The sequence below is a fragment of the Mangrovicoccus sp. HB161399 genome, from assembly GCF_013184745.1.
Lineage (GTDB): Bacteria > Pseudomonadota > Alphaproteobacteria > Rhodobacterales > Rhodobacteraceae > Mangrovicoccus.
Genome location: NZ_JAATVU010000001.1, coordinates 117317 through 132050, shown reverse-complemented (window position 1 = coordinate 132050; position 14734 = coordinate 117317). Strand labels below are relative to the sequence as shown.

Sequence of the window (14734 nt, the reverse complement as noted above, 5' to 3'; positions counted from 1 at the left end):
CCATCAGAGGAACGACGATGACCAATCCCGAGACGAAGGCTCGGGCCGGGGCAGACATGCCCGGGGCCCAGGCCGCACCCCTGTCTGCGGCTGCCGAGGTGAAGACCGCGCTGGCCGGACTGATGCAGGACCTGACGGTGTTTCAGGCCGAAATGAAACAGCAACTTCAAGCAACTGACGAGAGAGTGACCATGCTGGACCGCAAGACCGCCTTTGCCCGCCGCCCCGCCCTGAGCGCAGCCGTCGAGGCCGAGGCGCCCCATCAGAAGGCATTCGATGCCTATGTGCGCTCCGGCGACGAGTCCGCGCTGCGCGGCCTCGAGATGGAGTCGAAGTCGCTGGCGGTGAATTCCGACGGCGGCTACCTGGTCGATCCGAAGACCTCGGACATGATCCGGTCCACCATGGCCTCCGCCGCCTCGATCCGGGCGATCGCCACTGTCGTGAATGTCGAGGCGAGCTCCTATGACGTCCTGATCGACCAGAACAACGCCGATTATTCCTGGACGACCGAGGCAGCCAGCCTGACGGAGACCTCGGCGCCGCAGATCGAGCGCATCTCGATCCCGCTGCACGAGCTTTCCGCCCTGCCGAAGGCGTCGCAGCGCCTTCTCGACGACAGTGCCTTCGACATCGAGGCCTGGCTGGCCGGGCGCATCGCCGACCGTTTCGCCCGTGCCGAGGCGGCGGCCTTCATCTCGGGCGACGGCGTCGACAAGCCCAAGGGCATTCTGGCGCAGGCCAAGGCCGTCGAAAGCAACTGGAGCTGGGGCCGCCTGGGTCTGGTGGTTACCGGCGTGGACGGCGACTTCGACAGCGCTTCCCCGGCGGATGCGATCATCGAGCTGGTCTACAGCCTGGGCGCCGAATACCGTGCCAACGCGACCTTCGTGATGAATTCCAAGACCGCCGGTGCCGTGCGCAAGATGAAGGATGCTGATGGCCGCTTCCTGTGGTCCGACGGTCTCGCAGCAGGCGAGCCTGCGCGGCTGATGGGATATCCGGTGCTGATTGCCGAGGACATGCCGGACATCGCAAACAATGCCGATGCCATCGCCTTCGGCGACTTCGCGGCCGGCTACACCATTGCCGAGCGTCCCGACCTGCGGATCCTGCGCGATCCCTTCTCCGCCAAGCCGCATGTCCTGTTCTACGCGACCAAGCGTGTCGGCGGCGACGTGTCGGACTTTGCCGCGATCAAGCTCCTGCGCTTCAGCGCCTGATCCTGACGGAACGGGTCCGGCCTGGCAGGGCCGGGCCCCAGGAGCGCCCCGGCGGGCTTCCCTGTCCTCTAGCCATTCCAACCGCGCGGGCGGGGGGAAGCGCGGGACGCTCCGCAACCTGCATGTCGCCACTGGAGATCGAGCATGAGACTGAAAGAGCAATCCGGACTGTCTGCCGCGGAGCTGCCCCTCGCGGGCCTGAAGGAGCACCTGCGGATGGGCACCGGCTTCGGCGAGGAATCGCTGCAGGACGCGGTCCTCGAAGCCGCGCTGCGGGCTGCCATCGCCTCGATCGAGTCCCGGACCGGCAAGGTGCTGATCGAGAGGACCTTCATCTGGCAGGCCGATGCCTGGCGCCAGCCCGAGGCCCAGGCCTTCCCGGTGGCGCCGGTCGGCGCGATTTCCTGGATGAAGCTGGTGACGCGGACCGGCGACGCAGTCGATGTCGATCTGGAGACGGTGGTGCTGGAGCCTTCGACGCAGCGGCCGGTGCTGCGTTCGGTCTATGGCCGTCTGCCCTCGATCCCGACCTACGGCTTTGCCGAGATCGGCTTCACCGCGGGCTATGCGGCCGACTGGGCGTCGATGCCCGGCGATCTGGCGCAGGCGGTGATGATCCTGGCCGCGCATTACTACGAGATGCGCCATGGCGGCGACATGAAGGACGGCGCCTTTCCCGCCGGTGTGACCCAGCTGATCGAGCGCTACCGCACGGTGCGCATCCTCGGAGGGAGCGCGGCATGACCCCCTCGGACCTCACCCGCCACCTCGTCCTGGAGGCGCCGGAGCGCGTGCCCGACGGGCTGGGCGGGCATGGCCGGGCCTGGGCGGTCCTCGGATCGCACTGGGCCAGCATCCGCCCGTCCCGCGGCCGCCACCAGAGCCGCGGCGATGTCGCGGTGAGCGGCGTTCCGGCCGAGATCATCGTCCGCGGCGCCCCGGTCGGGGCGGTTTCGCGCCCGGAGCCCGGCCAGCGCTTCCGCGAAGGACCCCGCATCTGGCGCGTCGTGGCAGTCACCGAGGCCGATGCCGCGGGACGCTACCTGCGCTGCGACGCGGTCGAGGAGACGGCAGCATGAGCTACGGCGTTTCGAAGGCCCTCCAGGGGGCGGTCTATGAGGCGCTGAGCGGCGACGAGACGCTGGCCGGGCTGGTGGGGGCGCATGTTTTCGACGCGCCGCCCGAGGGCACCGTGCCGGATCTCTACGTGTCGCTCGGGGCGGAAGATGCCGCGGCGCGTACGGACAGCTCCGGCAGCGTGACCACCCACCGGCTGGCGGTCAGCGTGATCGGCACGGTCGCAGGATTCGGCCAGCTCAAGGCAGCGGCGGGCGCGGTGTCGGACCGGCTTGACGGCGCTGGCCTGGTGCTGGAGCGGGGGCGCCTCCTGGCGCTGGATTTCCGAAGGGCCCGGGCGCGGCGCATCGACGGCAACCGGGGACGGCGGATCGACATGTGGTTCCGCGCAATCGTCGAAGACAGCTAACAGATGGAGAGAAGCCATGGCGGCTCAGACTGGAAAAGACCTGCTGATCAAGGTGGACATGGACGGGGCGGGCAGCTTCGCGACCATGGCCGGGCTGCGCGCGACGCGGATCAGCTTCAATGCCGAGCAGGTCGACGTGACCTCGCTGGAAAGCGCGGGCGGCTGGCGCGAACTGCTGGCGGGGGCGGGCATGAAGTCGGCGAGCATCTCCGGTTCCGGCGTGTTCAAGGACCAGAGCACCGACGAGCGGGCGCGCGCGATCTTCTTCTCCGGGCTGATCCCGGCCTTCCAGGTGATCATCCCGGATTTCGGCACGGTCGAGGGACCGTTCCAGATCAGTTCGATCGAGTATGCCGGAACGCATGACGGCGAGGCGACCTACGAGCTGTCCATGGCCTCGGCCGGCGCGCTGGTCTTCACGGCGCTCTGATGGCCAACCCCTATGCCGGAGAGGTGCGGCTGGTGCTCGACGGCAGCCCGCATGTGCTGAAGCTGACGCTGGGCGCACTGGCGGAACTGGAGAGCTCGCTGGGCTCGGACAGCCTGGTGGGCATGGTCGAGCGGTTCGAGCGTTCCGCCTATTCCAGCCGCGACGTGCTGGCGCTCATCGTGGCGGGGCTGCGCGGCGGCGGCTGGCGCGGCGAGGCGGAGGATCTGCTGAGCGTCGAAATCGAGGGCGGACCGGTGGAGGCGGCCCGGGCGGCGGCCCTGCTGCTGGCGCGGGCCTTTGCCGTGCCGGGCGGCGCCGCGGCGTGAGCGGGCTGGACTGGCCGGGGCTGATGCGCGCGGGGCTGCACGAGCTGCGGCTGACGCCCCGCGAATTCTGGGCCCTGACGCCCGCGGAACTGGTGATCATGCTCGGCCGCGACGCGCGGGCGGGCCCCCTGGGCCGGGCCGGGCTGGAAGAGCTGGCCAGGCGCTTTCCCGATGTGACGGAGGATGGACGCGATGAGTGACGTGACGGGGCTCGACGATTTCGCCGACCAGGTGGATGCGCTGGAGGAGAGCCTGGCCGGAACGCAGGTGGTGGCCTCTGCCTTCGCAGGCGAGCTGGAGCAGATGCGCGCCACCATCCTGGACACCTCGAAGCAGGTCTCGACCCTGTCCTCGGGGATCAGCCGGGGCCTGCGTTCGGCCTTCGACGGCGTGATCTTCGACGGCATGCGGCTGCAGGATGCGTTTTCCAAGATCGGCGAGTCGATGGTCAATGCCGCCTATGCCTCGGCGGTGAACCCGGTGATGAAGCATGTCGGCGGCCTGCTGGGCAGCGGCGTCTCGGCGGCGATGTCGGGGATCATGCCCTTCGAGAAGGGCGGCAGCTTTGCCCAGGGGCGGGTGATGCCCTTCGCCAAGGGCGGCGTCGTCTCCAGCCCGACCGCCTTCCCGATGCGCGGGGCGACCGGGCTGATGGGCGAGGCAGGGCCGGAGGCGATCATGCCGCTCAGCCGCGGTCCCGACGGCTCGCTCGGCGTGCGCGCCCAGGGAGGGTCCGGGGTCAGCGTGGTGATGAACATCAGCACGCCCGATGCCGACAGCTTCCGCCGCAGCCAGGGCCAGATCGCCGCGCAGATGGGCCGGGCCCTGTCGCGCGGGCAGCGCAACCGCTGAACTGAAAGGACAGTCCGATGGCATTTCATGAGGTCAGGTTTCCCGCCTCGCTGAGCTTCGGCTCCATGGGCGGCCCGGAGCGGCGGACCGCGATCGTCACGCTGGCGAACGGCTACGAGGAGCGCAACACTCCCTGGTCGCATTCGCGCCGCCGCTATGACGCGGGAATGGGGATGCGCTCGCTTGACGACATCGAGACGCTGATCGCCTTCTTCGAGGCGCGGCAGGGGCAGCTTTATGGCTTCCGCTGGAAGGACTGGGCGGATTACCGCAGCGGCCTGCCGTCGGCGGAAGTGTCGGCCATGGACCAGGCGATCGGCACCGGGGACGGGACAGCGCGGGTCTTCCAGCTGAGCAAGACCTATGCTTCGGGCGCGCAGACCTATGATCGCCCGATCAGGAAGCCGGTGGAGGGCACGGTGAAGGTCGCCGTTGACGGTGCGGAGGCGGGGGAGGGACCGGATTTCGTTGTGGACCCGGCTTCCGGACAGGTCGTGTTCAACGTGGCGCCGGCGGACGGGACGGTCGTGACGGCCGGGTTCGAGTTCGACGTGCCGGTGCGTTTCGACACCGACCGGATCGTGACCTCTGTCGCCAGCTTCCAGGCAGGCGACGTTCCCAATGTGCCGATCGTGGAGCTGAGGGTCTGATGCCTGTCACCGGAGATTTCCTGGATCACCTCTCGGGTGGCCATACTACCGTCTGCCATTGCTGGCGGGTCGCGCGGAAGGATGGCGCCGTGTTCGGTTTCACCGATCACGACCGCGACCTGTCCTTCGGGGGCGTGACCTTCAAGGCGGGGACGGGGCTGACGGCCAATGCCCTGTCGCAGACCACCGGCCTGTCGGTTGACAACAGCGAGGCTTCGGGCGTCCTCAGCGACAGCTCGGTCTCGGAGGCGGAGCTGAAGGCCGGACTGTTCGACGGGGCCGAGGTGGCGAGCTGGATCGTGAACTGGACCGATGCCGAGCAGCGGGCGCTGCAGTTCCGCGGGGCGCTGGGCGAGGTGAAGATGGAAGCGGGGGAGTTCCGCGCGGAGCTGCGCGGGCTGTCCGAGGGGCTGAACCAGACGCAGGGGCGGGTATTCCAGCGGGGCTGTTCAGCGCAGCTGGGCGACGCGCGCTGCGGGCTGGACCTGTCGGGGCCTGACTACACGGTGGAGACCGTGGTGGCCTCGATGGTCGGGCGCAGCCGGTTCGTCCTGCCTTCGCTCGGGCAATATGCCGACCGCTGGTTCGAGCAGGGACGGTTCGAGGTGCTGGATGGCGCGGCGGCAGGCCTGGCGGGCCATGTGAAGTCCGACCGGGGCGGGCTGTCCCGGACCGTGGAGCTCTGGGAGGAGATCCGCGGCGGGATCGTGCCGGGGGATGCCGTGCGTCTGGTGGCCGGTTGCGACAAGCGGGCGGAGACCTGCAAGGTGAAATACGGCAATTTCCTGAACTTCCGCGGATGCCCGCACATTCCGGGAGAGGACTGGCTGATGAGCTATCCCAGCCGCAGCGGCGGCAATGACGGCGGGAGCAGGTACAGATGAGCGGCAAGACATGCGATGTCGTGGCCCTTGCCCGTGGCTGGATCGGCACGCCCTACCGGCATCAGTGCTCCACCAGGCAGGCAGGGACCGACTGTCTCGGGCTGATCCGCGGCCTGTGGCGGGAGCTGCACGGGCAGGAGCCCGCCGCGGTGCCCGGCTATTCTGCCGATTGGGGGGAGCCGCAGCGCGAGGAACTGCTGTGGCGCGCGGCCGAGAGCTATCTGCATCCGGCGCCGGACGGCGAACGGCAACCGGGCGACGTGCTGCTGTTCCGGATGCGGGACGGGGCGGTCGCCAAGCATCTGGGGATCGCCGCCGAGCTGCGCGGCATGCAGACGGTGATCCACGCCTATTCCGGGCATGGGGTGATCGAGACCCCGCTGACCCAACCCTGGGCCCGCCGCATCGTGGCGCGGTTCCGATTTCCTGACGAGGTGAAGTGATGGCGACAATCGTCCTGGGCGCAGTCGGCGCATCGGTAGGCGCCTCGATCGACGGATCCGTCCTCGGCTTGTCCGCGGCCGCGATCGGCCGGGCGGCCGGGGCGGTTGCCGGGCGCCTGATCGACCAGCGGCTGCTGGGCAGCGGTTCGCAGGCGGTGGAGACCGGCCGGGTCGACCGCCTGCGCGTGACGTCGGCCTCGGAGGGGGCCGCGATCCAGCAGGTCTACGGCCGCATGCGCGTGCCGGGCCAGGTGATCTGGTCGACCCGCTTCAAGGAGAGGAAGCGCAAGAAGAAGTCGGGCGGCGGCGGCAAGGGCAGCGCGCCGTCGACCACGGTCACCAGCTACAGCTACTCGATCAGCCTGGCCATCGCGCTGTGCGAAGGAGAGATCTCGGATATCGGGCGGATCTGGGCGGACGGGAAGGTCATCGGGCGCAACAAGCTGGACATTTCTGTCTACTGCGGCACCGAGGACCAGGAACCCGATCCGAAGATCGCCGCCACCGAGGGCCTGGAGAATGCTCCGTCCTATCGCGGGCTGGCCTATGTCGTGATCTCCGGCCTGGATCTCGAGCGCTTCGGGAACCGCGTGCCGCAATTCAGCTTCGAGGTGCTGCGCCCGGCCCAGGCGGAGAGCGAAGGCGACGTGCCGTCGATGACGCGCGCGATCAAGGCGGTGGCGCTGATGCCCGGAAGCGGGGAGTACACGCTGGCGACATCGGTGGTGCACTATGACAAGGGGATCGGGCGCTCGGTTCCGGGCAACCGCAACTCGCCTTCGGGCAAGTCGGATTTCCTGACCTCCATGGACCAGCTCGACTCCGAACTGCCGAATTGCGGGTCTGCGCTGCTGGTCGTGTCCTGGTTCGGCGACGACCTGCGCTGCAACCGCTGCACGCTGAGGCCGAAGGTGGAACAGCAGCTGGTCGGATCGGACAGGATGCCTTGGAAGGTGTCTGGGCTGGACCGGCTGGAGGCCGAGGTCGTGCCGCCGGTGGATGGCCGTCCGCTCTATGGAGGCACGCCTGCAGATGCCGCGGTGGTCGAAGCCATCAGGGAGCTGAACCGGCGCGGCAAGGACGTGGTGCTCTATCCGTTCATCCTGATGGAGCAGCTCGAGGGCAATGGGCTGGTCAATCCCTGGTGGGGCGGGCCGGAGCAGCCGCCGCTGCCGTGGCGCGGGCGGATCACCGGATCGCTGGCCCCAGGCGTCGAGGGTAGCCCGGACGGAACGGCAGCAGCCAGGGACGAGGTGGCCGCGTTCTTCGGGACGGCCGAAGTTTCGGATTTCTCGGTGGACGGCAGCACGGTGTCCTATTCTGGACCCGCCGAGTGGAGCTACCGCCGGTTCATCCTGCACTATGCGCATCTGTGCAAGGCGGCGGGGGGGATCGACGCCTTCGTCATCGGCTCCGAGATGCGCAGCCTGACGCAGCTGCGCGCCGAGAACCACAGCTTTCCGGCGGTGGAGGCGTTCTGCCGCCTGGCGGAGGACGTGCGCCAGGTGCTGGGGGCGGGAACGAAGCTGGGCTATGCGGCGGACTGGTCGGAGTATTTCGGCTATTCCTCGCAGGATGGCAGCCGCTATTTCCATCTCGACCCGCTCTGGGCACATGGGGATATCGATTTTGTCGGCATCGACAACTACATGCCGCTGTCGGATTGGCGGGATGACGCGGACCATGCCGACAGCCATTGGCGCAGCATCCACAACATCGACTACCTGAAGGCCAATATCGAGGGCGGCGAAGGCTATGACTGGTATTACGCCGGCGAGGCAGGGCGCGATGCACAGGAGCGGCTGCCGATTTCCGACGGCGCGCATAACGAGCCCTGGATCTGGCGCTACAAGGACATCCGGTCCTGGTGGTCGCTGCCGCATCACGAACGCATCGGCGGCGTCCGGCAGGCGGAGCCGACGCAATGGGTGCCGCAGTCGAAGCCGGTCTGGTTCACCGAGTTCGGCTGCGCGGCGATCGACAAGGGCACGAACCAGCCCAACAAGTTCCTCGACCCGAAATCCTCGGAATCGGACATTCCGCATTATTCGACCGGGGCGCGCGACGACCTGATCCAGATGCAGTATGTCCGCGCCGTGCAGGACTATTGGGAACGGGCGGAGAACAATCCGGTCTCGGCGGTCTATGGCGGCCCGATGATCGACATGTCGAAGGCGCATGTCTGGGCCTGGGACGCGCGGCCCTATCCGTATTTCCCGGCGCTGGGCAATGTCTGGGGCGACGGCGAGAACTACATCCGCGGGCATTGGGTCAACGGCCGGACTTCAGGGCGGGACCTTGCCGAGGTGGTGCGCGAGATCTGCCTGCGCTCGGGCGTGGCCGGTATAGATACCGCAGATCTCTGGGGCTACGTGCGCGGCTATGCCGTGACCTCCATGGACGATGCGCGTGCAGCTCTGCAGCCGCTGATGCTTGCGCACGGCTTCGATGCGGTGGAGCGGGACGGCGTGCTGGCCTTCCGCAGCCGCACGGGGCGGGCCGACATCCAGCTGGCGCTGGAGGACCTGGCGGAGCACCCCGAGCAGGACGGCGACCTGCTGCAGGTGCGCCAGCCCGAAGCGGAGATCGCCGGGACCGTGCAGATCGCGCATGTCGCGGCGGACGGGGCCTACGAGGCGCGCAGTTCCAGCGCCGCCTACCCCTCGGACGACCCGCAATCGGTGACCGCGTCCGATCTGAACATGTCACTGACCTTCGGCGAGGGGCAGCGCATGGCAGAGCGCTGGCTGAGCGAGGCGCGGGTCAGCCGGGACACGGTGAGCTTCGCGCTGCCGCCGTCGTATATCAACGTGACTGCGGGCGACATCGTGGAGATCCAGGAGGATGCCGGACCCGCTCTTTACCGGATCGACCGGATAGAGGATTTCGGCATCCGTCTCGTGGAGGCGGTGCGGGTGGAGCCGGGCGTCTACATCCCGGGGGGCGGCTACGAGGAAGGCGATCCGCTGGCGGTGCCGCCGCCTTCGGCACTGCCTTTCCCGATCTTCCTCGACCTGCCGCTGCTTCTCGGCACCGAGGACCCGTACGCGCCGCATCTGGCGGTGGCGGCCGAGCCCTGGCCGGGAGACGTGGCGGTCCATTCGTCTTCCACGGACGCCAATTACGGGCTGAACACGCTGGTGGAGGAAAGTGCCACGCTCGGCCTGACCGTCAGCCCGCTGAAGCGGGCGGAGCCGGGGCTGATCGACCGCGGCGATCCGCTCTACATCGACCTGGCCTCGGGGGAACTGAGCGGGACCGACTGGGACTCGCTGCTGAACGGGGCCAATGCGCTGGCGATCGGCGACGGACAGGGCGGGCCCTGGGAGATCTTCCAGTTCCTCGAGCACAGCCTCGACGGGAACGGCAATGCGGTGGTCAGCCTCCGCCTGCGCGGCCAGCAGGGGACGGACAGCTTCATTCCGGACGAATGGCCGGCAGGCAGCCTCGTGGTGCTGCTCGACGAGGCGGTGCCGCAGGTGACCGTGCCCGCCATCCGCAACCTGAACCGGCACTACCGGATCGGCGCGGCGGACCAGCCGCTGGACAGCACCGACTACCTGCATGTCGAGCACGCATCGGACGCGACCGGGCTGCGCCCCTATGCGCCGGTCTGGTTGGAGGCCGAAGTGCTGTCCAGCGGCACGCACCGCTTCACCTGGGTGCGCCGCACCCGGCTGGGCGATGACTGGTCGCTGGCGGAGGTGCCGCTGGGCGAGGCTCGGGAGCTTTACCGCGTTACCGTCCGGCAGGGCGGCTCGGATATCCGCGTCCGGGACGTGACCGTGCCGCAATTCGACTACACCGAGGCCCAGCGGACGGCTGACGGCCTGAGCGGCGCCTATGCCGTGGAAATTGCCCAAGTCTCGGACCTCTACGGTCCGGGCCCTGCAAGAAGGATAGAGCTCTATGTCGTCTAGCACCGCCAATCTCGCGCTGCCGCTGCTGCAGCAGTCCCAGGCGCAGAAGCACATCGTGGTCAACGAGGCGCTGGCCATTCTCGACGCGGCGACCCAACTGACGCTGGAGTCGCTGACCGTCTCCTCTCCGCCGGCCGATCCGGTCGACGGCCAGGCCTGGGGCCTGCCGACCGGGCTTGGCGGGGCCTGGTCCTTCCAGAAGAACCGCATCGCCGTCTTCGTCAACGGCGGCTGGATCTTCGTCGATCCGAAGGCGGGATGGCATGCCTATGTGAAGGACGAGGGGCGCCGCTACCTGCATGACGGAACGGCCTGGCAGAGCGATGCCGTTGCAACCTCGTCGAATGGCGCGGCGATCGGGTTCGAGGTGGCCGAGTTCGAGCAGGCGATCACGACCGGGACCTCGGTGACGACGTCCTGGAAGATCCCCGCCTACACGACGGTGATGGGCGTGACCGCGCGGGTGGTGAACAAGCTCAATGACGGGACGCTGGCTCTCTGGCGTCTGGGGGTGCCGGGCAGCAAGTCGCGCTACGGCTACAACCTGCGCCTGCTGGCAGACAACTGGACCTTCGGGCTGACCGGCGCGCCGATCACCTATTACGAGGACACGCCGCTGGTCATCACCGCGCAGAACGGCGCCTTCAACGGCGGCCGGATCCGGATCTCGGTGCATCTGCGCCACCTGTCCGTGCCGCGCTTGTGACCGGCTGAAACAACCGATACGAAATTCCGGTTTGTCCTGCTCCTCCAATGCTCCTATCTTGCTGCGCATTGGAGGGAAGCCCATGCCCGAAGCGAAGATCTCTGTTGCCGCCTTCGACCCGGTCTGGTCGAACATCGTCGAGGAAGCCGAAACCGCGCTTCGCGACGAGCCGAGCCTGGGCGGCTTCTTCCACACCAGCGTGCTGCATCACCGCACGCTGGAATCGGCACTGGCGGCCCGGATCGCGACCAAGATGGCCTCGGCGGACCTGTCCGAACCGATCCTGCGCGACCTGGCCGAGCGGGCCTATGACTGCGAACCGGCGCTGGGCCGGGCGGCGCGGGCCGACCTAATGGCGGTCTACGAGCGCGATCCGGCCTGCCACCGGCTGCTGCAGGCGTTCCTGTATTTCAAGGGATTCCAGATCCTGCAGGCCTACCGCGTGGCGAACTGGCTGTGGACCCATGACCGCCAGGATCTGGCCTATTACATCCAGATGCGCATGTCCGAGCTCTACAGCGCCGACATCCATCCGGCGGCGCGGATCGGGCAGGGGATCATGATCGACCATGCCCATTCCATCGTGATCGGCGAAACGGCGGTCGTGGGCGACAACGTCTCCATGCTGCACGGCGTCACGCTGGGCGGCACCGGCAAGGAAGATGGCGACCGCCATCCGAAGATCGGCGACGGCGTGCTGATCGGCGCGGGGGCCAAGGTGCTGGGCAACATCCATGTCGGCTGCTGCTCGCGCATCGCCGCCGGATCGGTCGTGCTTCAGGACGTGCCGCGCGGAAAGACCGTGGCCGGCGTCCCGGCGAAGATCGTCGGCGAGGCGGGCTGCGACCAGCCTTCGGTCAAGATGGACCAGTTCATCGGCTGACGGAGTTCTCGTCGATGACCAGTTCGTCGGCGCGCATCATTCCCAGGACAGAGCGGGCCTGCTCGTCGAGCAGGTCCAGATCCAGGTAGTCGTCCGACATGCGCCGCGTCTTGTTCGACAGCTGCGCGATCTGCGCCTCCAGCCCGGCCTTCTCCGTTTCCAGATCCTTCAGCTGCGCGCTGATGACCAGCCGCTCGATCACGCCCAGGTCGCCGCGCACGGCGGCATAAGCAAAATAGGCGGACAGCAGGGTCGCCAGGCAGAGATAGAGCAGGAAGGTCGCGGAAGGTCTGGAACTGCGCTGCATCGGGGCCTCTTGTTTTCCGGCACTATGGCACAGCCGGAGGCGTTCGGGAATCCTCAGAATGCCTTTGCGGAAGCGCGGCCCGCCAGGGCCGCGCCTTTTTTCCGTTTCAGGCCTTGCCCTTGTAGATGTCCACGAGCTTGCCCAGCATGTCGAGCGCGTCCTCGCGCGAGCGCTGGAAGCTGTTGCGCCCGATGATCGAGCCGTTGCCGCCGCCGTCGCGGATCGCGCGGGCATCGTCATAGACGGCATCCGCGCCCTTGGACGCGCCGCCCGAGAAGACGATCAGCCGCCGCCCGTTGAAGGAGGCGTCGACGCAGTGCTTCACCCGCGCGGCCATGGTGGAGATGTCGATCTTCTTCTCCTCGTAGACCTTCTTCGCCTCCGCCTGCATCAGGTGGTCGGTGGAGAGCTTGATCTTGATGACATGCGCGCCGAGGAGCGCCGCCATGTGTGCGGCATAGGCGGCGACGTCGATGGCGGTCTCGCCGTCCTTGGTGATGCCCTCGCCGCGCGGGTAGGACCAGATCACCGTCGCCACGCCCTTGGCGGCGGCCTCCTTCCGCATCGCGACGATCTCCTCCATCATGTCGACCGCCATGTCCGAGCCGGGATAGATTGTGAAGCCGATCGCCGCGCAGCCGAGGCGCAGCGCATCGTCGACCGACGCCGTGACCGCCTGGTTCTTGCCCGCGGTGGAGGACATCAGCGAATTCGCGGAATTCACCTTCAGGATCGTCGGAATCTGCCCGGCGAAGGTGTCGGCCCCGGCCTCGAGCGGCCCCAGCGGCGCGGCATAGGCCGACAGTCCGGCGTCGATGGCCAGCTGGTAGTGGTAATGGGGATCATAGCCCGCCGGGTTCGGCGCGAAGCTGCGCGCGGGGCCGTGCTCGAAGCCCTGGTCGACGGGCAGGATGATCATCTTGCCGGTGCCGCCGAGCTTGCCGTGCATCAGCATCTGGCAGAGCTTGCCCTTCACGCCGGGGGTCTCGCCCTCGTAGTTCTTCAGGATGGTCTGGACGGTTCGGGTTGCTTTCATTGGGTCGGTCCTTGTCGCAAGCCGTCTTGGGTCCCCATAGGGCTAGCGCAGCCGCGGCAACGATCAAGCATGGGGGCGCTAACAGCGCAGAATTGGCGCGCTTTGCCCGGTTTGAACGGAAAGAGCCGGGCGCCATCGGCGGCCCGGCTCTTCCTGCACCGCCGGAATGCGGATCAGCCGAGCGCCGCGACGCCTGGCAGGACCTTGCCCTCCATCCATTCAAGGAAAGCGCCGCCGGCGGTGGAGATGTAGGTGAATTTCTCCGCCGCGCCGGACTTGTTCAGCGCCGCCACCGTGTCGCCGCCGCCCGCGACCGAGGTCAGCTTGCCTTCGGCGGACAGCGCCGCCGCGTAGTCCGCGGTGGCATTGGTGGCGGTGTCGAAGGGCTCGATCTCGAAGGCGCCGAGCGGGCCGTTCCAGATCAGCGTCTTCGCGCCGTCGAGCGCTTCCTTGATCGCCTCGACCGCCTGCGGACCGGCATCGAGGATCATCGCATCGGCCGGGCACCCGTTGGCCGGAACCGTTTCGTTCGCTGCGCCCGCCTTGAATTCCCGGGCGACAACGACATCGGCGGGCAGCAGGATCTTGCACCCTGCCGCCGCCGCCTTGTCCATGATCTCGCGGGCGGTCGCGGCCATGTCGGCCTCTGCCAGCGACTTGCCGATCTCGATGCCCTGGGCGACGAGGAAGGTGTTGGCCATGCCGCCGCCGATCACCAGGTAGTCGACCTTGGCCACCAGATTGCCCAGCAGGTCAAGCTTGGTGGAAACCTTCGCGCCGCCGACCACGGCGACCACCGGGCGGACCGGCGTGCCGAGCGCGCCTTCCAGCGCCTCCAGTTCGGCCTGCATGCAGCGGCCGGCGCAGGAGGGCAGGAGCTTCGCCAGCCCTTCGGTCGAGGCATGCGCCCGGTGCGCCGCCGAGAAGGCATCGTTGCAGTAGACCTCGCCGAGCGCGGCCAGCGCGGCGGAGAAGGCCGGGTCGTTCTTCTCTTCGCCGGCATGGAAGCGGGTGTTCTCCAGCAGCAGCACCTCGCCCGCGCCGAGCGCGGCAACGGCTTCCTTGGCCGGGCCGCCGATGCAGTCGGAGGCGAATTTCACCGGCACCCCGAAGACTTCCGCAAGGGCGGGGACCAGGACTTCCAGCGACATCTCGGGCACGACCTGGCCCTTGGGACGGCCGAAATGGGCCATCAGAACCGGCTTGCCGCCCTTGGCGAGGATGTCGGCCACGGTGGGGGCGATGCGCTCGATCCGGGTGGCGTCGGTCACCTTGCCGTCGGCGACGGGGACGTTGATGTCGACACGGGTCAGGACCGTCTTGCCCGAGAGGTCCATGTCGTCGAGGGATTTCCAGGCCACGTGCATACTCCTGAATCTGGAACGTTGGGCGCAGTGGTGACCGCTCGGGCCCGACGCGTCAACCGCGCCTTCTGACGCCCTGTCCGGAACGCCTGGCCGCCGTTCGGAGCGCGCCCGCGGCCTGCGGCGCCGCGGGCGCCGCAAGCGCGCGGATCCCTGCCGGGCGGGGTTTGCATTCCCCCGCGGCTCCGCCTAGTGTCCGCGCGACCCGTTACGAGAGGACCTGT

Annotated in this window: 17 protein-coding genes; 14 read left to right on the top strand and 3 right to left on the bottom strand. The window is 68.2% G+C overall.

The window, feature by feature from the left end; all coding sequences use genetic code 11:
- The first annotated feature begins 17 nt into the window (after positions 1–17).
- The 14 genes from HCC78_RS00625 to cysE all read left to right on the top strand — a co-directional run bounded on the left by HCC78_RS00625 (position 18) and on the right by cysE (position 11803).
- Positions 18–1223 (top strand): phage major capsid protein, encoded by a 1206-nt coding sequence (locus tag HCC78_RS00625; protein ID WP_172326796.1) that lies wholly within the window; start codon positions 18–20, stop codon positions 1221–1223.
- 144 nt (positions 1224–1367) lie between these two features.
- Entirely contained in the window at positions 1368–1967 is a 600-nt protein-coding gene (locus tag HCC78_RS00620; protein ID WP_172326795.1) for a hypothetical protein, read from the top strand.
- Positions 1964–2302: a head-tail adaptor protein gene (locus HCC78_RS00615; protein WP_172326794.1), complete on the top strand. Its 339-nt coding sequence runs from the start codon at positions 1964–1966 to the stop codon at positions 2300–2302. The genes HCC78_RS00620 and HCC78_RS00615 overlap by 4 nt, the downstream gene beginning before the upstream one ends.
- Positions 2299–2709, top strand: a complete 411-nt coding sequence (locus HCC78_RS00610) for a DUF3168 domain-containing protein (protein WP_172326793.1) — start codon at positions 2299–2301, stop codon at positions 2707–2709. Before HCC78_RS00615 ends, HCC78_RS00610 begins: the two co-directional genes overlap by 4 nt.
- A 16-nt stretch (positions 2710–2725) precedes the next feature.
- Positions 2726–3139, top strand: coding sequence for a phage major tail protein, TP901-1 family (locus HCC78_RS00605; protein WP_172326792.1), 414 nt, complete (start codon positions 2726–2728; stop codon positions 3137–3139).
- Entirely contained in the window at positions 3139–3465 is a 327-nt protein-coding gene (locus tag HCC78_RS00600) for a gene transfer agent family protein (RefSeq protein WP_172326791.1), read from the top strand. Before HCC78_RS00605 ends, HCC78_RS00600 begins: the two co-directional genes overlap by 1 nt.
- Positions 3462–3665 (top strand): rcc01693 family protein, encoded by a 204-nt coding sequence (locus HCC78_RS00595; RefSeq protein ID WP_172326790.1) that lies wholly within the window; start codon positions 3462–3464, stop codon positions 3663–3665. Before HCC78_RS00600 ends, HCC78_RS00595 begins: the two co-directional genes overlap by 4 nt.
- Entirely contained in the window at positions 3658–4317 is a 660-nt protein-coding gene (locus tag HCC78_RS00590; protein WP_172326789.1) for a phage tail tape measure protein, read from the top strand. Before HCC78_RS00595 ends, HCC78_RS00590 begins: the two co-directional genes overlap by 8 nt.
- Positions 4318–4334: 17 nt before the next feature.
- Positions 4335–4967 carry a DUF2460 domain-containing protein gene (locus HCC78_RS00585; RefSeq protein ID WP_172326788.1) on the top strand — a complete coding sequence of 211 codons (633 nt, stop codon included), beginning with the start codon at positions 4335–4337 and terminating at the stop codon, positions 4965–4967.
- Entirely contained in the window at positions 4967–5851 is an 885-nt protein-coding gene (locus tag HCC78_RS00580; protein ID WP_172326787.1) for a DUF2163 domain-containing protein, read from the top strand. Before HCC78_RS00585 ends, HCC78_RS00580 begins: the two co-directional genes overlap by 1 nt.
- A complete protein-coding gene (locus HCC78_RS00575; protein ID WP_172326786.1) occupies positions 5848–6294 on the top strand; it encodes an NlpC/P60 family protein in 447 nt (148 codons plus the stop codon). Before HCC78_RS00580 ends, HCC78_RS00575 begins: the two co-directional genes overlap by 4 nt.
- Positions 6294–10214: a glycoside hydrolase/phage tail family protein gene (locus tag HCC78_RS00570; RefSeq protein ID WP_172326785.1), complete on the top strand. Its 3921-nt coding sequence runs from the start codon at positions 6294–6296 to the stop codon at positions 10212–10214. The genes HCC78_RS00575 and HCC78_RS00570 overlap by 1 nt, the downstream gene beginning before the upstream one ends.
- Positions 10204–10920, top strand: coding sequence for a DUF2793 domain-containing protein (locus HCC78_RS00565; protein ID WP_172326784.1), 717 nt, complete (start codon positions 10204–10206; stop codon positions 10918–10920). The genes HCC78_RS00570 and HCC78_RS00565 overlap by 11 nt, the downstream gene beginning before the upstream one ends.
- 82 nt (positions 10921–11002) lie before the next feature.
- Positions 11003–11803, top strand: a complete 801-nt coding sequence (gene cysE / locus HCC78_RS00560; RefSeq protein ID WP_172326783.1) for a serine O-acetyltransferase — start codon at positions 11003–11005, stop codon at positions 11801–11803.
- Here cysE and HCC78_RS00555 read toward each other — a convergent pair.
- The 3 genes from HCC78_RS00555 to pgk form a co-directional block, all read right to left on the bottom strand.
- Positions 11793–12110: a septum formation initiator family protein gene (locus tag HCC78_RS00555; RefSeq protein WP_172326782.1), complete on the bottom strand. Its 318-nt coding sequence runs from the start codon at positions 12108–12110 to the stop codon at positions 11793–11795. The two genes, cysE and HCC78_RS00555, sit on opposite strands and share 11 nt — an antisense overlap.
- Positions 12111–12216: 106 nt before the next feature.
- On the bottom strand, positions 12217–13146 hold the full coding sequence (locus HCC78_RS00550; RefSeq protein WP_172326781.1) for a class I fructose-bisphosphate aldolase: 930 nt from the start codon (positions 13144–13146) through the stop codon (positions 12217–12219).
- A 173-nt stretch (positions 13147–13319) separates the two neighbouring features.
- On the bottom strand, positions 13320–14507 hold the full coding sequence (gene pgk, locus HCC78_RS00545; protein WP_172326780.1) for a phosphoglycerate kinase: 1188 nt from the start codon (positions 14505–14507) through the stop codon (positions 13320–13322).
- Positions 14508–14734 lie beyond the last annotated feature (227 nt).